The organism is Vibrio sp. YT-16 (genome assembly GCF_033337405.1).
GTDB lineage: Bacteria > Pseudomonadota > Gammaproteobacteria > Enterobacterales > Vibrionaceae > Vibrio > Vibrio alginolyticus.
On the sequence record NZ_JAWOQQ010000005.1, the window covers coordinates 127,585 to 144,708 of the forward strand.

General features: G+C 46.3%; 15 protein-coding genes. 2 read left to right on the forward strand and 13 right to left on the reverse strand.

Going from position 1 to position 17,124, the window contains the following annotated elements; genetic code table 11:
• Nucleotides 1-3 precede the first annotated feature (3 nt).
• The 3 genes from R7F07_RS11190 to R7F07_RS11200 form a co-directional block, all read right to left on the reverse strand.
• Nucleotides 4-1,674 (reverse strand): SpoIIE family protein phosphatase, encoded by a 1,671-nt coding sequence (locus R7F07_RS11190; RefSeq protein WP_171342578.1) that lies wholly within the window; start codon nt 1,672-1,674, stop codon nt 4-6.
• 29 nt (nt 1,675-1,703) lie between these two features.
• Complete coding sequence (locus R7F07_RS11195; RefSeq protein WP_005375908.1) at nt 1,704-1,964, reverse strand: hypothetical protein; 261 nt, start codon at nt 1,962-1,964, stop codon at nt 1,704-1,706.
• Between the two features lie 220 nt (nt 1,965-2,184).
• Nucleotides 2,185-2,799, reverse strand: coding sequence for a glutathione S-transferase family protein (locus R7F07_RS11200; protein ID WP_005375905.1), 615 nt, complete (start codon nt 2,797-2,799; stop codon nt 2,185-2,187).
• 284 nt (nt 2,800-3,083) lie between these two features.
• Here R7F07_RS11200 and R7F07_RS11205 point away from each other — a divergent pair, with 284 nt between their 5' ends.
• Nucleotides 3,084-3,659, forward strand: coding sequence for a TetR/AcrR family transcriptional regulator (locus tag R7F07_RS11205; protein WP_039976503.1), 576 nt, complete (start codon nt 3,084-3,086; stop codon nt 3,657-3,659).
• Between the two features lies 1 nt (nt 3,660).
• The gene (locus R7F07_RS11210) at nt 3,661-4,065 is read left to right on the forward strand and encodes a PPC domain-containing DNA-binding protein (RefSeq protein WP_054701378.1); all 405 of its coding nucleotides are present in this window, start codon (nt 3,661-3,663) and stop codon (nt 4,063-4,065) included.
• Between the two features lie 98 nt (nt 4,066-4,163).
• On the opposite strand, the gene nirD is transcribed toward R7F07_RS11210, so the two are convergent.
• From nirD to R7F07_RS11260, 10 genes are all read right to left on the reverse strand, one after another.
• Entirely contained in the window at nt 4,164-4,499 is a 336-nt protein-coding gene (nirD, locus tag R7F07_RS11215) for a nitrite reductase small subunit NirD (protein WP_171342577.1), read from the reverse strand.
• Nucleotides 4,500-7,019, reverse strand: coding sequence for a nitrite reductase large subunit NirB (gene nirB / locus R7F07_RS11220; RefSeq protein WP_318110494.1), 2,520 nt, complete (start codon nt 7,017-7,019; stop codon nt 4,500-4,502).
• Nucleotides 7,020-7,029: 10 nt separating this feature from the next.
• Nucleotides 7,030-7,866 (reverse strand): ABC transporter ATP-binding protein, encoded by an 837-nt coding sequence (locus tag R7F07_RS11225; RefSeq protein WP_171342575.1) that lies wholly within the window; start codon nt 7,864-7,866, stop codon nt 7,030-7,032.
• A gap of 11 nt (nt 7,867-7,877) precedes the next feature.
• The gene (locus R7F07_RS11230; RefSeq protein WP_171342574.1) at nt 7,878-8,843 is read right to left on the reverse strand and encodes an ABC transporter permease; all 966 of its coding nucleotides are present in this window, start codon (nt 8,841-8,843) and stop codon (nt 7,878-7,880) included.
• A 72-nt stretch (nt 8,844-8,915) separates the two neighbouring features.
• Nucleotides 8,916-10,280, reverse strand: coding sequence for a CmpA/NrtA family ABC transporter substrate-binding protein (locus tag R7F07_RS11235; protein WP_171342573.1), 1,365 nt, complete (start codon nt 10,278-10,280; stop codon nt 8,916-8,918).
• A gap of 265 nt (nt 10,281-10,545) precedes the next feature.
• Nucleotides 10,546-11,127: an ANTAR domain-containing response regulator gene (locus R7F07_RS11240; protein WP_171342572.1), complete on the reverse strand. Its 582-nt coding sequence runs from the start codon at nt 11,125-11,127 to the stop codon at nt 10,546-10,548.
• 73 nt (nt 11,128-11,200) lie between these two features.
• On the reverse strand, nt 11,201-12,118 hold the full coding sequence (locus R7F07_RS11245; protein ID WP_171342571.1) for a dienelactone hydrolase family protein: 918 nt from the start codon (nt 12,116-12,118) through the stop codon (nt 11,201-11,203).
• Between the two features lie 229 nt (nt 12,119-12,347).
• Nucleotides 12,348-13,301 carry a glycosyl transferase family protein gene (locus R7F07_RS11250; protein ID WP_171342570.1) on the reverse strand — a complete coding sequence of 318 codons (954 nt, stop codon included), beginning with the start codon at nt 13,299-13,301 and terminating at the stop codon, nt 12,348-12,350.
• Nucleotides 13,298-14,203, reverse strand: coding sequence for a uroporphyrinogen-III C-methyltransferase (gene cobA, locus R7F07_RS11255; protein ID WP_171342569.1), 906 nt, complete (start codon nt 14,201-14,203; stop codon nt 13,298-13,300). Before cobA ends, R7F07_RS11250 begins: the two co-directional genes overlap by 4 nt.
• Before the next feature lie 20 nt (nt 14,204-14,223).
• On the reverse strand, nt 14,224-16,887 hold the full coding sequence (locus R7F07_RS11260) for a nitrate reductase (protein ID WP_171342568.1): 2,664 nt from the start codon (nt 16,885-16,887) through the stop codon (nt 14,224-14,226).
• Nucleotides 16,888-17,124: the final 237 nt, after the last annotated feature.

Sequence of the window (17,124 nt, forward strand, 5' to 3'; positions counted from 1 at the left end):
TTGTTAGTTTCTCTCCCTATTCCTTTTCACTACAACAAACGTATTGTTTTCGAAACCTTTTTCCAATTTAAACAGGTCAGATAATTGAGCGACTAACATCAGTCCGCGACCAGAGGAGGACCAACTATCGTCATCCATTAAGTTAGGTGCCTCAATCTGTTTGTTTTTATGTTGGATGAACGTCTTTTCATTGATCGGCGCTCCGCAATCAGAGACTCTCAGTTCCACGAAACCGGACACTTGGTCATCCCCAACCCTACACTCCACTTCAATTGGCAGGCCTTCTATTTCACTGTAAGAATGAATATAAGCGTTATTCATGAGCTCAACGACACAAAGCTCCAATGATTGAATTGCATTTAAGGGGATTTGATGACCCATCAAAAACCGAACAACGTCTTTGCTCGCACTTCGTGAGTGAGTAAGGGAGCTCCCGTAAGTTCGTTTAAATTCGCTCTTTGACATTCTTTTCCTTAAATCGAGCCTCTCACCATGCCATTTTACCTGTAAAAGGCTGGCATCATCATCAAACTCATCTTCGTTATGCCAAGATTGTACTTTTTTAAAGACGTCTCCCACTTGGTCTTCAACTGTCAGCGTGCAAACAGCTTTTATACTCGATGCCAATCGTTGTAGTGAAAACATCTCCTCACCCTGCCTCGCTTCAATCAAACCATCCGAATAAAGCCACAATGCATCGCCCTCATCCAGACTAATTTGGTTACCGATATATTCCATCGGCTGCATTGCACCAACGATAAAGTTATCGTCACCTATCTGTTCCATCGTTTTCGTACTCGCTCGCCAAACTAAGATCCTGGGGTGGCCAGCCGTGCAATAGCTAAGTCGCCCTGATTTTGTGTTAAGAATGGCGTAAGCCATAGTAAAGTAAAGTTGACTGTTTCTAGTTTGCTGATAACGCCGATTTAGCCGTTCAATCACAGATGCAGGCTCACTTACGCAATAGCCGTCATCTCTCAACTCCATCGTGATCGAATCAGGCCCCTGACTTTGAGATAGCGTCTGTTGAATAGAAAAAGCCATCAAAGCTGGAGAAATACCATGACCAGAAACATCAAATACATAAAACGCAACATGTTGTTCATCGAGCTCCAAATACCCCAACATATCACCACCAATCTGGGAGCAAGGTTTGTAGACATAACTAAACTGTATATTTTGGATAGTTGATTCAGAAGGGAGTAGTTGCTCCATCAGATGACTCGCAGACTGCAGGTCTTGGTGAATTGTTTGATAGGCCGCATCTAGTTCTTTATTTCTCTCAACGAGTTTGTTGTGCAGTTCTAAAGTACGAAACCCCGCACGGATTCTGGCCTGAAGTTCCTCTACAGACGTCTTCTTATCTACGAAATCATCTGCGCCAGCATCAATGCCTTTCACGATCGAACTTTGGTCATTTCTAGAAGACAGTAGAACAAAGAAAATGTAACGTTCGCTAACTTTAGATTTTAATTGGCGACACAATTCAATACCATTAATTCCAGGCATCATTAAATCACTCAGCACAAACTGAATATCAGGGCGGTGGGTTAGCACCTCAAGCGCCGCTCGTCCGTCTTCAACAGCAAGCACTTCATAGCCTTGCTTTTCCAATGCACTGCTGATGTAAAGCAGGACTGTTTTACTATCATCGACCAAAAGAATGGGTTTCATCTTCCTCCTTAATACGGTTGCTTTACTGGCTAACGCAAAACACTAGTCACTGACTGCTCATTTCTAAAACGGCTGTAGTCTTCGGCTAATAATTGGTGTTGATATCGAGTGTAAGACAACGCTTCATTAGAAATTAGTATCTGATGCTCTTTTTCGATTAACTGACTTTGCAGCCTTTCAATCTGTTCATTCTGCTGTGTGTAATTGAGGTACAGTGCGAATAGACCAAAAACCGAAACCATTAACAGGGCGATTAGAATATTATTGATAGTTTTCACTTGAATATTCATGACCTCTCCTTGTCTATTATTAGACTTTCCATGATGAAAGAGAGCGTCTACGGACCAAGAGCTCGAGGCTCTAAAACGCAACGAAGCAAATTGAGGTTGTTTTTCCAATTATAGGCGATAGGAGAAAAAATAAGAAAAATCTGAAAAAATTTGAATATCCTGCTGAGTTAAGAATCGGTAAGGTAGTAGCAGCGAGCTATCATCCACTCGCTGCAATACATTAACTCTGAAATGCAGGTCTAGCTAAAATTTGGTTATACCATCGAGCAATGTTTGGCGACGTCGATAGTACATCAATTTCTAGGCCTTTAATTGCGAAACTGATCAAGATAAAGCCTGTTATATCGACAATAGTAAAATGGTCTACGGCGATAAAATCATTATGTTCAAGACGCTTGTCTAAGACAGGCAGAAATTCATAGACGCGTTGTTTTGATTCTTCGCCCCATGCTTCAACGCAACGTTCTCTGTCTCCATAAACTCCGGTCATGTTTCGAAACGCCTGAAATGCCGCATTTAGTCCTTGGAACTCCACCACACGATGCCACATTTCCACCTGAGCACGTTCAAGCTGGTTAGCACCAAACAGCGCCAGATCATTTTCAAACGCTTCATCTAGGTAGCGACAAATCGCAACGCTTTCACAGATCGTCGTACCATCATCCAATTCCAGCAGAGGCACTTTGCCGTTCACGCTTTTCGATTTAAACGGTTCAGATAGGTTATCGCCCTCACGAACGTTCAGCGCAATTCGCTCAACCTCGCCACCGATTTCCTTTAGAAAAATGCTAACTCGCTTACAACTTGGAGTCATTGCGGTTTCATAGAGCTTCATTTCACATCCTTTTATCTTTTTCTAACCGATTGGTTAGGATATACTGTAGCCAGTTTATAAACGATCAGTCAAGAACTTCACTATCAAAAATTTTCAAACAGTTGTGGGTCTGTTTGCTGAGCGAGATTTTTGATGCCGTTTGTGAGTTCACATGAATTTGGAGGCTGATACCCAAGAATAGATGGGTATTCATCATATTGGTTCAGTTCTAACGCTAGAGGTTCTCTGTACCATCCCTCCAAAGCAATTTAATTACCCGATAAGCAGACCCAGGCAGGTAATTTATGGCAAGAAAAGCCAACTTCGACCGAGATGAAAAGCTTCTCGTGGCTATGGATGTGTTTTGGCGCAAGGGCTTTGCGAACACGTCGATCTCGGATCTCACCGACGAGTTAAACATCAACCGCTTCAGTCTTTACAACACCTATGGTGACAAGCAACAGCTCTACTACGAAGCGCTCGATACTTACTTAAAAAAGGTCTCGCTACCGTCACTGAATGATTTGGAAAAAGACGATGCGTCTTTACCTGAGTTGGAATCGTTCCTTAAATCTTTTGCTGAGCTGCAACGCAAACGCAACTGTGGGTGTTTTATCCAAAATGCGTTGATTGAGCACGCTGGTGGAGACGATGATGTACTGCGTAAAGGGCATTTTTTGTTTGACCATCTTATCGACATCATTGCGGATGCGCTGACCAATGCACAAAAAGAAACCTTAGTGCCGAAAACGCTGAAACCAGAAGAGCTTGCTCGTTTTGTTCTCAACAACATGCAAGGCATGCGCGTGCTTGGCAAAGCCAAACGTTATGCCGACTTGGATACCGCGCTTTCCTGCTTACTGGTTTTGATTAGGAAATAACATGTCGATTGAAGTGATAGCAGTACGCCTTACCAAAGGCATGGACTTAAAGCTGAGCCTAGCGAAATTGGTCGAGCAGCATGGTATCAAAGCAGGCTCGATTGCTTCATGCGTTGGCTGTATCTCTCACCTCAACCTTCGTTTGGCAGGTGCAGAGAGTACGTTAACCAAACAAGAGCCATTTGAAATCGTCTCTGTGATGGGAACACTAACGCCTGAGCATCAGCACGTTCATATCTCAGTGTCTGATCGTGATGGACTAGTTTGGGGTGGGCATTTGCTGGAAGGCACAGTGATTGATACTACCGCAGAATTGATCATCCATTCTTACTCAGAACTTGAGTTTACCAGAACGATGGACGACTCGACTGGCTATACCGAGCTGAAAGTAAATCCTTCCAAATAGTAAAAAGCTCCAGAGCCATACTGTGCTGTCTCTGGAGCTTTATTCGCTTGTCTCTTACGCTAAGAATTTACTCATATCGAGCAAGCTAATTTCGAGGATCATTCTTCGGCTAAATAACAAACCTGATTATCGTCGATCGTTACTTGCCACGTTTTTAGACAGTGCGCTTCGTCTTCCAAACATTGCCCACTCTTTAAACTGAAGTGCTGTTTATACAGTGGTGATGCAACACACATCTCACCATCAATATCACCGACAATCCCTCGACTCATTACATAAGCCTTACCTATTGGGTCCCAGTCCTGAACAGCGTAAACACCGCTATCTGGAATGTAGAACAACGCCACATGCTCGCCTTCAATCAATACAGTAGCACCGATAAACGGCATTAAGTCATCAAGCTGACACAAATTCACTTTGGTTAACGCTGCCATTTACACCTCCTGTTTCACTGGAATACGCTGACCGCGCACACGCTGGTACGGCAAGACTTTGCTGCCCGACGTGCTGTTCAAGAAAGGACGGAAGCGTTGCAATTTTTGAGGATTATCCAACGTACTCTTCCACTCACATTGATAGGTATCTACGACGCGCGCCATTTGTTCATCCAACGAGTCACATAGATTCAGAGAGTCATCCAAAATCACTTGTTTAAGGTAATCTAAGCCCCCTTCCATGTTCTCCATCCACACCGACGTACGCTGCAAGCGATCTGCGGTGCTGACGTAGAACATCAATACTCGGTCGATCATGGTGATCAACTCTGATTTGGATAGGTCGGATGCAAACAAATCAGCGTGTCGTGGTCTCATGCCGCCATTACCACAAACGTATAGATTCCAGCCGTTTTCGGTGGCGATCACCCCAATGTCTTTACTTTGCGCTTCTGCACACTCGCGAGTACAGCCCGATACGGCAAACTTAAGCTTATGGGGCGCTCGCAATCCTTTGTAGCGGCTCTCTAACTCAATAGCTAATCCGACCGAGTCATCAACACCATAGCGACACCAAGTAGAGCCGACGCAAGATTTCACGGTGCGCACCGATTTACCGTAGGCATGCCCTGTTTCAAAACCAGCATCAATTAAGGTTTGCCAGATTTCAGGAAGCTGTTCTAACTGCGCGCCAAATAAATCCACGCGCTGACCGCCAGTGATTTTGGTGTACAGATCGTATTGCTGAGCAACTTCGCCTAGCACGATGAGTTTGTCTGGTGTAATTTCGCCGCCCGGAACACGAGGTACAATTGAGTAAGAGCCATCTTTTTGCAGGTTTGCCATAAAGGCATCGTTAGAATCTTGCAGAGATTGATGTTGAGGCTCCATGATGTGTTCATTCCACAAAGAAGCAAACACAGATGCTGCTGTTGGCTTACAAATATCACACCCATGCCCTTTGCCATGCAGTGCAATTAAGGTATCGAAGTCTTTGATCTGTTCCACTTGGCAAATATGAAACATCTCTTGGCGACTTAACTCAAAGTGCTCACAAAGGTGGTTGTTAACCTCTACCCCCATGGCTGCCAATTGAGTATCCAATACCGACTTCACCATATTGCTACAGCCACCACAGCCAGTACCGGCTTTGGTGTTCGCTTTAAGGTCCGTCAGGTTGGTGGTGCCAGCTTGAATCTCGGCAACTAAGTCGCCTTTTGTGACGTTGTGACAAGAACAGATGATGGCGCTGTCTGGCATCTCTCCGTCCAGCATTCCGGTATCAAACAGCAGGTTCGCCGCGTGGTCTGGCAGGACTGTTTTGTTCAAATAACACTGTAAGAGCGCATCGTAGTCGCTGTTGTCACCAACGAGAATCGCACCAAGCAATTGAGTGCCACTCGCATCAACTACCAGCTTTTTGTAGATGCCTGCGACCGCATCTTGCAAGACCATTTCTTGAGCACCTTCGGTTTGCATTTGTGCATCGCCGATAGACGCCACATCCACCCCAAGTAGCTTGAGCTTGGTGCTCATGTCTGCGCCTTTAAAACCTTCGCTTGGCATACCAGTCAAGACATCGGCAGTGGTTCTCGCCATGGTGTAACCGGGTGCGACCAAACCAAAGATCTTCTGCTCCCAAAGGGCACATTCGCCAATCGCGTATATGTTCTCATCGCTGGTTTGGCATTGGTTATTAATCACAATGCCGCCTCGCTCGCCTATTTCTAGCTCAGCCAGCCTTGCCAACTCATCTTGAGGGCGAATACCTGCGGAAAAGACAATCACATCCACTTCGAGAGGATCTTTGTCTTTAAACACCATGCGATGCTTAGCCGTTTCACCATCGCAGATTCGTTCCGTACCCGTTGAGGTGTGAACGGTTAGCCCTAGCGCTTCAATCTTCTCTTTTAGCACTAAGCCAGCACCATCATCTAACTGTACGGGCATCAGGCGAGGTGCAAACTCAATGACGTGAGTTTCTAGCCCCACTAGTTTGAGTGCATTTGCCGCTTCTAAACCCAACAAGCCGCCACCAATCACTGCGCCTGTTTTTGCGCCTTCACATGCCTTTTTGATTTGTGAAAGGTCATCAAGCGTGCGGTAGACAAACACATTGTCTCGGTCTTTACCTTCAATTGGAGGCACAAACGGGTAAGAACCGGTCGCGAGCACGAGTTGGTCGTAACCCAGCACATCTTCACCATCAAGCAGAATACGCTTTTGCTCTCTGTCGATGCCTGTTACTTGGCTGCCAAGTACGAGTTGGATGCCATGCATGTCGTACCATTCTTGGTTACTCAGCATCAAATCATCATGAGACTTACCCGCAAATAAAGAAGAAAGTTGTACACGGTCATACGCGATAAAGCGCTCTGCACCAATCACGGTAATTCGGTGCTCCAAATGTGCATTTTTCTGCACCAATTGCTCGACAAGGTGTTGCCCGACCATACCGTTACCTACCACAACAATGTGGCTTAATGCGTTCTTTACTGGAATCGTTAAAGGACTATTCATCACTGCCTCCTTATGCCGTTTGCGCTGCGGTTTTGGGCTTGCCTTCTTTCGAAGCAGGAATCTCGACTTTGGATTGCTTCTCGTAAAGGAACTTCAGCACCGCTTGTCGACACTTCTGATACTGCGCATCATCTGCCAGTGCGACACGCTCGCGAGGACGCGGTAGATTCACTTCCAACACTTCACCAATGGTCGCTGCCGGACCGTTAGTCATCATCACGATTTTGTCGGATAGCAGCACCGCTTCATCCACGTCATGTGTAATCATGATGACGGTATTGTTTAACTCGGCTTGAATCTTCATCAGTGCATCCTGTAAATGCGCACGAGTTAACGCATCCAACGCGCCAAATGGTTCATCCATCAATAAAACCTTTGGTTGAAGTGCCAGTGCTCTCGCAATGCCGACTCGCTGCTTCATACCACCCGAGATTTCATCCGGCTTTTTGTGCGCGGCATGCTGCATTTGAATCAGCTCCAAGTAGTGATTCACTTGTTCCTGAATCCACGCTTTGCCCTTTTTGCCTTCAATTTGTTTTACAGCTAGCTCAACGTTTTGATATACGGTGAGCCAAGGCAATAATGAATGGTTTTGGAACACCACTGCGCGGTCTGGTCCCGGTCCAGCTACTTCTCGTCCATCGACGATCACGCCGCCGTCTGTTGGCATGTGTAGCCCTGCGACTAAGTTCAATACCGTTGATTTACCACAGCCAGAGTGACCAATTAGGGATACAAACTCGCCTTTATTGATTTGTAAATCGACGTTGTTAAGCGCGATGAACTCGCCACCTGGCGTTGGGAATCGCATCCCTAAACGCGTTAGATCTAATAATGCTTTTTCCATGATCTTTTCCCTTATCTCAACGCTTGTTGTTTATTCCAAGACAGCCACTTTTGAAGTTGCAACATGCCTCTATCGAGCATCAATCCAATAAAGCCGATTGTGATGACTGCGACCATAATACGACCCAATGATGCCGAGCTGCCGTTCTGGAATTCATCCCAAACGAACTTGCCTAACCCAGGGTTCTGCGCGAGCATCTCTGCTGCAATCAATACCATCCAAGCGATACCTAAAGAGAGACGTAAACCGGTGAAGATCATTGGAATGGCAGAAGGTAAAACGATGGTACGAATGTGCTGCCACCACGAAAGTTGGAGCACTTTGCTCACGTTGATTAAGTCTTTATCAACGCTCGTTACACCCACAGCGGTATTAATCAGCGTCGGCCATAAGCTACACAGCGCCACGGTGATCAGAGAGTTAATGAACGACTTAGCAAACATCGGGTCATCACTCACATAAGTGGCACTCACCACCATAGTAACGATAGGCAGCCATGCCAAAGGTGATACAGGCTTGAGCAATTGAATGATTGGGTTGAACGCTTGATACAGCCCTTGATTAAGACCAAGCACGATGCCAAGTGGAATCGCGATAACCGTCGCCAGCAAAAAGCCCGCGGTTATAGTCACTAAGCTTGTTATGATTTGATCGAAGAACGTCGGTTTACCTGTGTAAGGACGAATCTTCACTTCCGCGTCTGGATTCTTCGCTAACTTCGCAGCATTGCGCTTTTCCTGACGCTCGATAAACGCTTGTTCCTTTTCTCGCTCTTGCCAATGGTCATCGACAAGGTTGCTGAACTGCTGAAAAGTTTGCACAGGCCCCGGTAGCGTACCTAATGAGGTTTGCACTTCTCTCGCTGCTAAGTGCCACATTGCCAAAAAGATCAGCAAACCAATGACGGGCAAAAGTACCAACCGACTTCGGTTCACTACCTGCTTAGCAGGAAAAAGGGAAATGACATTACTAGACATACTCACTCCTAAGAAATTTACATCCTTGTTGCCACAAGCGAATCCCCTCGCCTGTGGCGTTTATCGTTATGGTTAAACCTTGTCTTTTCCTTTAAGCCCGATAGAGAACTTCTCTAGATATTTATTTGGCTCGCGACCGTCATAAACGATGTTGTCGATAAAGTGTGTTTGTGGCGCACGGAAACCATCTTCAGCACTGAAATCTGGGAAGTCTTTTTTGCTCAACACACCATCTTCAATAAGCGCTTGAGCCGCTTGTTGGTAGATATCTGGACGGTAAACCTCTTTCGCCACATTCATGTACCAATCATCGGATTTCTCGCTTGAGATCTGTCCCCAGCGACGCATTTGGGTCAGATACCAAATCGCATCGCTGTAATACGGATAAGTGGCGTTATGACGGAAGAACACGTTGAAGTCTGGCACGTCTCGTTTGTCGCCTTTCTCGTATTCAAATGTGCCCGTCATTGAGTTGGCGATAACTTCGGCATCCGCTCCAACGTATTCGCTTTTTGATAGCATCTTCACTGCTTCTTGGCGGTTGGCATTGTCGTTTTCATCCAACCAATGTGCCGCTCGAATCAAGGCTTTCACTACGCGAATGTGCGTGTTTGGATACTTCTCAGCCCAAGCTTTAGAAACACCAAACACTTTCTCTGGGTTGTTCTTCCAGATCTCGTAATCGGTCACGACTGGTGTACCGATGCCTTTAAATACGGCTTGTTGGTTCCATGGTTCGCCTACGCAGTACCCTTTGATCGTGCCCGCTTCCATTGTTGCTGGCATTTGTGGTGGCGGTGTAACACTCAAAAGAACGTCAGCATCCAACTGACCACTGTTGTCACCGGATTCTGGTGCATAAAAACCTGGGTGAATCCCACCTGCCGCTAGCCAGTATCGCAACTCATAGTTGTGCGTCGATACAGGGAACACCATCCCCATATTGAATGGTTTGCCTTTATCCAGATAGCTGTCGACCACAGGCTTCAATGCATCCGCTTTGATTGGGTGAACAGGTTTGCCATCTGGTTGCTTTGGAATGTACTGCTTCATCTGCTCCCAAGTATCATTGGAAACCGTGATTGCGTTGCCGTTCAAATCCATACTGAACGCGGTAATCACTTCTGCTTTTGTGCCGACACCAATCGTTGCGCCCAATGGCTGACCAGCAAGCATGTGCGCGCCAGCAAGCTCACCATCGATGACTCGGTCTAAAAGCACCTTCCAGTTTGCTTGCGCTTCTAAAGTGACGTACAAGCCTTCGTCTTCAAAAAAGCCTTTCTCATAAGCAACCGCCAGCGGTGCCATATCGGTTAACTTAATAAAACCAAACTTCAGGTCTTCAATTTCTGGTTCACCCAACTCTGCCTTTACGCTGACCGTGGTGAATACCGATAACGAAATTGCTGACACTTTCAGCATCGAACTCCATTTCATTGGTTTGCTCCCATAAAAAAAGCGCCACTACTCCGAAGAGCAGTAGCGCCGTTGCTAAGTCTACAATTACCGCCGTTGATAATTGAGATAAGCGATTCAACAATAAACCCAATTCTACTAATCCAATTACTGTGCCAACTTATTTTTTACAGTAAATACAATAACTTAGATTATTCCACCGTTTCTTATTCCCTGTTATTGCTTGCTGATAGTGCAACACGCACCACGTTAGAAAACACACCCTAACCCCAAAGTGGTAGAGCAACTAATCCAACACTTCCAAAGTAGTTATCAAATTCTTGGCAACTTGTGCGAGCGTTTGGCTCGATTGCATGGCCGAATTTCTAAGCGCTTTATAAGCCTGATCTTCATCAACGCTGTGCATCTTCATCAGCAGACCTTTGGCTTTTTCCACCAGCTTGCGCTCTTCAATCTTATTGGTCAGCGATTCAATTTCCAATTGCATACTTTCGAATTTCGCTCTCACTAATGTCGCATGTTCAATCCAAGGTTGAAGTGCAAACTCACTATCATGCGGCATGAGCACATAGTCCATTTTTTCTGATAACCGATTGATATCATTAGATGATAACTGCTTTAAGACGATAAGAAGTGGTGTTGATTTTCTGCGGCAGAAATCGACGATCAAACGCAGTTCTGCCGTTGGCTGCTGCCATCCAACCACAACGCTTGCAGACGGTTCTCGTTGCATTAACGTTTCTAGTTGTGCCAATTGGCAACCGATGATGTTGTCGTAATCTTTGCTCAATAAGCCGGACAATCGAGCCTGCTCTTGGAGGCTATCACAGCATACTATGATGGGTGTTTTTGACGTTGATTGAGTCATGCACATTCCTTGTTTATATCTCACTCACTAAGAGAGACATAACAAGGAATGTGCCAACTAAAGCTGAAGCGTTTTAACTAGAGGCAAGATGTTCTTTGAAGAAGCCGAGTGTGCGCTCCCAAGCGAGTGCTGCTTCTTCCGGTGCGTAGCGTGCTGTTGAGTCGTTATGGAAGCCGTGGTTGACGTTCTCATACATTAACGCTTGATACTGTGCGTCGGTTGCGATCAATTGCTGCTCATAAGCAGGCCATGTGTCGTTAACACGCTTATCGAGCCCTGCAAAGTGAATCATCAACGGCCCTTTGACTTGCTTTTGGAGCTCTTGCGCAGCTGGTGTTCCATAAAAAGGCACACCTGCATCGAGCTCTTCAGGCATTACCGCTGCAAGCATATTGACAATGTATCCACCGAAGCAGAATCCAACCGCGCCCAATTTACCGTTGCCACCCTCGTATTGTTTGAGGAAGTTAGCGGCTGCAATAAAGTCTTGTTCGATCTTGGCTCTGTCCATCTCTTTCTGCATCGCGCGACCTTCATCGTCGTTCCCCGGATAGCCGCCGAGTGGATAAAGCGCGTCTGGAGCGAAAGCAATAAAGCCGTCTTTTGCAAGTCGTCTTGCGACATCTTTGATATAAGGGTTCAGACCTCGGTTTTCATGAATCACCAACACGGTCGGCGATTTTAAGGTCTTCTTCTGTGGCATCACCAAATAACCACGCCCTTCTCCATGCCCATTTGGAGATGGAAAGGTTTCGTAAGTTGCTTTGATGTCAGGATCGTTAAATGAAACTTGTTCTGCGAGTGCGTAATTCGGGGTTAACGCATCGACCAGTGCTGTCATGCTAAAGCCAAGCACCGCAAGGCCACCCAGCCTGTTAAGAAACTCACGGCGCGTGATTTTTCCGTGGGCGTATTCGTCGTACCAATCGAAGGCTTCTTGCGGGATTGGGTGAGAAGCCTTTTCATTAGGAGTGGTATGCTTTAGAACCATTATCCATGTCCTCTGTGTCTTACCATATGGGAATTTCTCATTCTCAAAAGCGCAGCGAGAAACGAACGCAATTGAGGCTAAAACTGCGGTTTCACCACTCTGATACGGAGCAAGGTGGTGAAACACATCATTGGCGAGCTAGGATCTTTTACCTTCTTCAAACAATAGATAATGGATTCAGATTCAACAACTTTGCGTCGTTGGTTTTACATTAATTGACAATAGTTCGTTATTGCTGGCCGCAATAGGCTTGCCAGTAAGAGAAGGCGCGTTCGAATGCTTTTTCTCTGTCGTGCATTTGTGCAAACAAGACCACTGTCATCGTAGCGAGAACCGTATTCGCCATTTGGTTCATGTCGTCTTCTGACGTCCCAAACGGGCAGTTTGCAAGCATTGGCACCTCAGACAGCATTTGTTCCGTCCAGTAATGCGATGTCACGCCGCTTGTTTGGCTTAACCATACTGTTTGGCTTACTTTCGGGTTGTATTCGGACTCACCCGATTGTCCTTTGAATGACACAACGGCATGAGCGGTTTTGCCAATCTCGAATTCGACTTCAGCATGAAGTTGTTGGAACCCAGGATGGAAGCTACCACGAATACCAACCGTCGCCTGCCCCGGATTCAGTGCTCGAACCACGGTATTAATCGGCGTTCTAAGCCCATAACGATTCTTCCAACCGATCATGGTTTCTGCTTGAGGAGCGAACGCACTGAGCGGCAGATACACAATGTTTTGTGTTTCTAACACACGCTTTGCGTCTTCTGCTGATTCCACTTTCTTGATAGCAAACTTGTCGAGGTAATCTTCGGCATGCAAACGACCAGATTGGCGGTCGTGATAGCCGTGCATCAGCACCTTATGACCATTATCGGCAAGGATCTTCGCTGCCAACAGGTGCCAAGGCTGACCTGCCGCTTCACGTTTGCCTGCATAACATGGCCAGTCAATGTCTGCACCAATGGCTGGCATGCGGGATTGGAATGCTTTCACAAAGCCAGCGATTTCTTGTTGAGTCTCGTTCTGTACGCGGATCAGCATCAACAGCATTGCCATCTGATCATCATCGCACTCACCGTTTAGGTATTCATCCATAACTCGAAACGCTTGGTCAAAGTTCAGTGGTTTTCTACCACGTTCGCCACGACCGACTGTTCTAATACATTCCAAAATGCTGCTCATATTCCCTCGTATTCCGTCACTGACTGTACGGTTTCTATTAGTTGTTCGCGCAGTTTGACAACTTCTCCCATCACAATCAATGCTGGGCTCACGCCTTTAAGTGTAATCGATAAATCATTGAGCTGATTGAGTTGTGTAACGTGCACTTGTTGTTGAGGGCTGCAACCATGAGTGATGATCGCGACTGGGAAATCTGCTCTCAAACCAGAGCCTATTAAACCCGTTTGTATTTGCGATGACTTTTCTAACCCCATATAGAAGACTAACGTTTGTCCGCTTTGCATCAGTTGGCTCCACGCCTCAAATGCGCCTGTTACCACTTGCCCTGTCACAAAGGTAACGCTGCGAGCAACGCCACGATGAGTCAGCGGAATCAAGCTGTTTGCTGAACATCCAATCGCAGCAGTAATACCGGGGATGACTTCGTAAGCGATTGAGTGTTTGACGAGTGCTAACGCCTCTTCGCCTCCACGGCCAAATACAAAAGGATCTCCCCCTTTTAAGCGTACAACTCGCTTCCCTTGCTGAGCGAGCGATACCATCAAATCACAGATTTCTTCCTGACCAATACTGGGTTGTCCGCATCGTTTGCCCACGTAAATCCAATCGGCTTGTGGCGAAGCCAACTCCAAAATATCTTTGTTAACCAAACGGTCGTACAGCAGAACCTCTGCCGACATAATCGCTTTCACAGCCTTCACGGTTAACAAGTCAGGATCGTGCGGCCCTGCTCCAACAATCGAGACAAAACCTTTGTGGTTCGCGTCGAGGTCTACTGAATGGTCTTCTAAAAGTTGGTTCAGTTTGCTTGCTTGGTCATGCTTAGAAAAGCGAGACGAGCTTTCTTGATTCTGACTCGCTTGTCCTTTCTTAAACCAAGACTTTTGATAAGGCGCTTCCATGTGCTTATCCTCTTTATGACTTACTTTATTTGAATAGCCAGACTTTGCTGGTTCGCTTGCTGTTTGCCCTTTTGATGCTGATGGCTGTCGACCATTTGTTTGATTTGAGAGACGCACGAGCCACAGTTAGTGCCGCATTTTAGTTTGTTTTGAAGTTGAGTCAGTGAAGTGCAGTCTTGTTTCTCCATCGCGTCATGTATTTGTTTATCGGTGACGCGGAAACAACTACAAACCAGTTTGGCGCAGCTTTGCGATTGAGTGATGGTAAGCAGTTGCGATAGCTCCATCGGTTTGCCAATCAAGCCGGTAAAGTTCGTGTAGCCGGTTTGAATCGGTTCACTAGACACCACCAAAACAGAGCGAATGATACGAACGTCTCCAACAAGGTCGTAATCCACCGCGAGCCAACCTTGGGCAATATCTATCGTAATTCTGCGGCTCTTTTCCGTTCGACAAAAACTCTGCTTCTTTGGTCGCTTATCGTGTGCAAAGCGCCAGATGCCCAAGTTGCTTTCTGCTTGAAATGCGCTGTAGAGAAATTTACCGGAATCAAACTGTGTACCGATGAACATACCGTAGGTTTTTACCGCCGCATCTTGCACTTCAACATAAGACGACTTAAATGCAGGCTGCCCGGAAATACGGTCTTTTGCGCTGTTTACTATAGCGTTAACACTGCTTTCACCGCCATATCGACCCGCCCAGTGCATTGACATAAATAGCTCTTGAAAACCCAAACCTTCATCAATGGCAACTTTGGCATAAATACTGGTGTTTGAAGCAGGCTGAAACAGCTTGGTGAGTTGTCCTGCTTTTAAGCGATTTTGAGTAGCAGAGAGTGTGTTCATGTACACGGTTGGTTCTAACTCAGAGGCGGCAAGGTGTGCGATATGACCTGTGCGCGTCATGGTATGCCATTGATCGCGTTGCCTGCCCGTATTGAGCCACCAGCCTTTTGTTCTTTCTAAACGCGTTGGAGATTCACTGGTCAAGACAAAACGCGCTTTTCCATCTTGGTGCGAATAGATTCCATCAGCAAAAGGACGCTCTCCTCCCCATTGTGTCGGCACCCACTCTTCGTATTCTTGCTCGGTTAAGTTGGCGTATTGAGAAAGATCTAGCTTCAATGGCGAATCTGCATTCATGCCTGTCATCGCCGCATATTCTCTGAATACCGCCCGCTCAGAAGTAAACGCAAAGCCATTTTGTGTCTTTTCCAATGCACACAAAGCTTGTCCAACTTGACTTATCGCCCACCAATCTGATTTTGCTTCACCCGGAGGCGTTTGAAACTGGCGCTGCCTTGAAAGTCGACGCTCAGAGTTGGTCACCATGCCTTGCTTCTCACCCCAACCAGCGGCGGGCAGCAACAGATCCGCAAAATGCGCTACATCCGAATCCGCTGTGATATCGGAAACAATCACAAACGGACAAATCTCTAGTGCACGTTTTACCAATTGGTTATCTGGTAAAGAGACAACGGGATTGGTTGCCATGATCCACAGAACTTTAATCTCACCACGTTCTACCGCCTCAAACAGCTCAACAGCTTTTAAACCGGGCTGAGTGGCAATTTCTGGCGAATCCCAAAACACCTGCACTTGCTTGATAGACTCTGCGTCAAAAGTACGATGAACCGCTAACTGATTGGCCAATCCACCGACTTCTCGCCCACCCATCGCATTCGGCTGACCTGTAATAGAAAATGGCCCACAACCTGACTTGGCAATTTTACCTGACGCCAAATGTGCATTAATAATGGCATTGCCTTTATCGACACCATTTTCGGCTTGGTTAACCCCTTGGCAAAACAACGTGATTGCGGTTGGGCTTTGTGCAAACCATTGGAAGAATGTCGTGAGTTTTTCTTCTGAAATCCCAATGGAAGACGTTAGATTGGTGACATCGTAACGCAAGTCAGAGACTTCTTCTGCAAGCGCATCAAACCCGTCGGTATAGGAATTTATGTATTCAGAATCAATGCATTGCTGCTCAATAAGAAACTTCAGCAGCCCATTGAAGAGTGACACATCACCATCGTTTTTAATCGGTAGATGCAAATCAGCTTGCTGCGCGGTGACCGTTTTACGCGGGTCAATGACCACCAGCTTGAGGTTAGGATTGTTTTCTCTCGCTTGTTGAATACGTCGGAATAAAACAGGATGCGTCCAAGCGGTATTAGCACCGCAAATTATCAATAGCTCAGTCTTATCAATGTCATCGTAATTGACGGGAACGACATCTTCACCAAATGCTCGTACATGAGCCGCAACCGCCGAAGACATACACAAACGGGAGTTCGTATCGATGTTTGCGCTGCCAACATAGCCTTTCATGAGTTTGTTGGCGACGTAATAGTCTTCCGTCAACAACTGGCCAGAAACATACATCGCGACGGAATCCGGTCCAAACTCCGCTTTCGCTTGATGAATCTTTTCTGCAATTAGATCCGTGGCTTGTTGCCATTGTACTTCTTGCCCTTGAGGTCGCTGCTTGGTGACAAGCTTTGGATACAGCAAACGTGAAGGCATATTCAAGCTCTCTGCCAACGCGACGCCCTTTACGCACAGTGATCCCGCATTTGCAGGATGACACGCATCCCCAACGATTCCTTTCGCATTGACCTCGACACCACATCCAACACCACAATAGGGACAAGTGGTTTTTTTGCATCCTTGCGACATAACACCTCCAGTGCGATTCAGCCCAACTTACTAGCAAAAAAAAGCCTCTCCCGAATCGAGAGAGGCAGCAATGCCTTTAACGCTGTTAGTACATTTTCAAAAAGTAATACCCTATACCGCTCTCGCCTGCTATTGAGAGCGGTGCATCGAGTTATCGATGAACGTTTATGTAAAGCAAGTGAGGTGCCAAGATTAAAAACCATTACTATACAAAAGGTTAGCTTAAAACCAATTATA

Bases quoted from the DNA above. Each gene is read 5' to 3' on its own strand.
- R7F07_RS11190 (WP_171342578.1), bottom strand. From the start codon at position 1,674: ATGAAACCCATTCTTTTGGTCGATGATAGTAAAACAGTCCTGCTTTAC.
- R7F07_RS11195 (WP_005375908.1), bottom strand. From the start codon at position 1,964: ATGAATATTCAAGTGAAAACTATCAATAATATTCTAATCGCCCTGTTA.
- R7F07_RS11200 (WP_005375905.1), bottom strand. From the start codon at position 2,799: ATGAAGCTCTATGAAACCGCAATGACTCCAAGTTGTAAGCGAGTTAGC.
- R7F07_RS11205 (WP_039976503.1), top strand. From the start codon at position 3,084: ATGGCAAGAAAAGCCAACTTCGACCGAGATGAAAAGCTTCTCGTGGCT.
- R7F07_RS11210 (WP_054701378.1), top strand. From the start codon at position 3,661: ATGTCGATTGAAGTGATAGCAGTACGCCTTACCAAAGGCATGGACTTA.
- nirD (WP_171342577.1), bottom strand. From the start codon at position 4,499: ATGGCAGCGTTAACCAAAGTGAATTTGTGTCAGCTTGATGACTTAATG.
- nirB (WP_318110494.1), bottom strand. From the start codon at position 7,019: ATGAATAGTCCTTTAACGATTCCAGTAAAGAACGCATTAAGCCACATT.
- R7F07_RS11225 (WP_171342575.1), bottom strand. From the start codon at position 7,866: ATGGAAAAAGCATTATTAGATCTAACGCGTTTAGGGATGCGATTCCCA.
- R7F07_RS11230 (WP_171342574.1), bottom strand. From the start codon at position 8,843: ATGTCTAGTAATGTCATTTCCCTTTTTCCTGCTAAGCAGGTAGTGAAC.
- R7F07_RS11235 (WP_171342573.1), bottom strand. From the start codon at position 10,280: ATGAAATGGAGTTCGATGCTGAAAGTGTCAGCAATTTCGTTATCGGTA.
- R7F07_RS11240 (WP_171342572.1), bottom strand. From the start codon at position 11,127: ATGACTCAATCAACGTCAAAAACACCCATCATAGTATGCTGTGATAGC.
- R7F07_RS11245 (WP_171342571.1), bottom strand. From the start codon at position 12,118: ATGGTTCTAAAGCATACCACTCCTAATGAAAAGGCTTCTCACCCAATC.
- R7F07_RS11250 (WP_171342570.1), bottom strand. From the start codon at position 13,301: ATGAGCAGCATTTTGGAATGTATTAGAACAGTCGGTCGTGGCGAACGT.
- cobA (WP_171342569.1), bottom strand. From the start codon at position 14,203: ATGGAAGCGCCTTATCAAAAGTCTTGGTTTAAGAAAGGACAAGCGAGT.
- R7F07_RS11260 (WP_171342568.1), bottom strand. From the start codon at position 16,887: ATGTCGCAAGGATGCAAAAAAACCACTTGTCCCTATTGTGGTGTTGGA.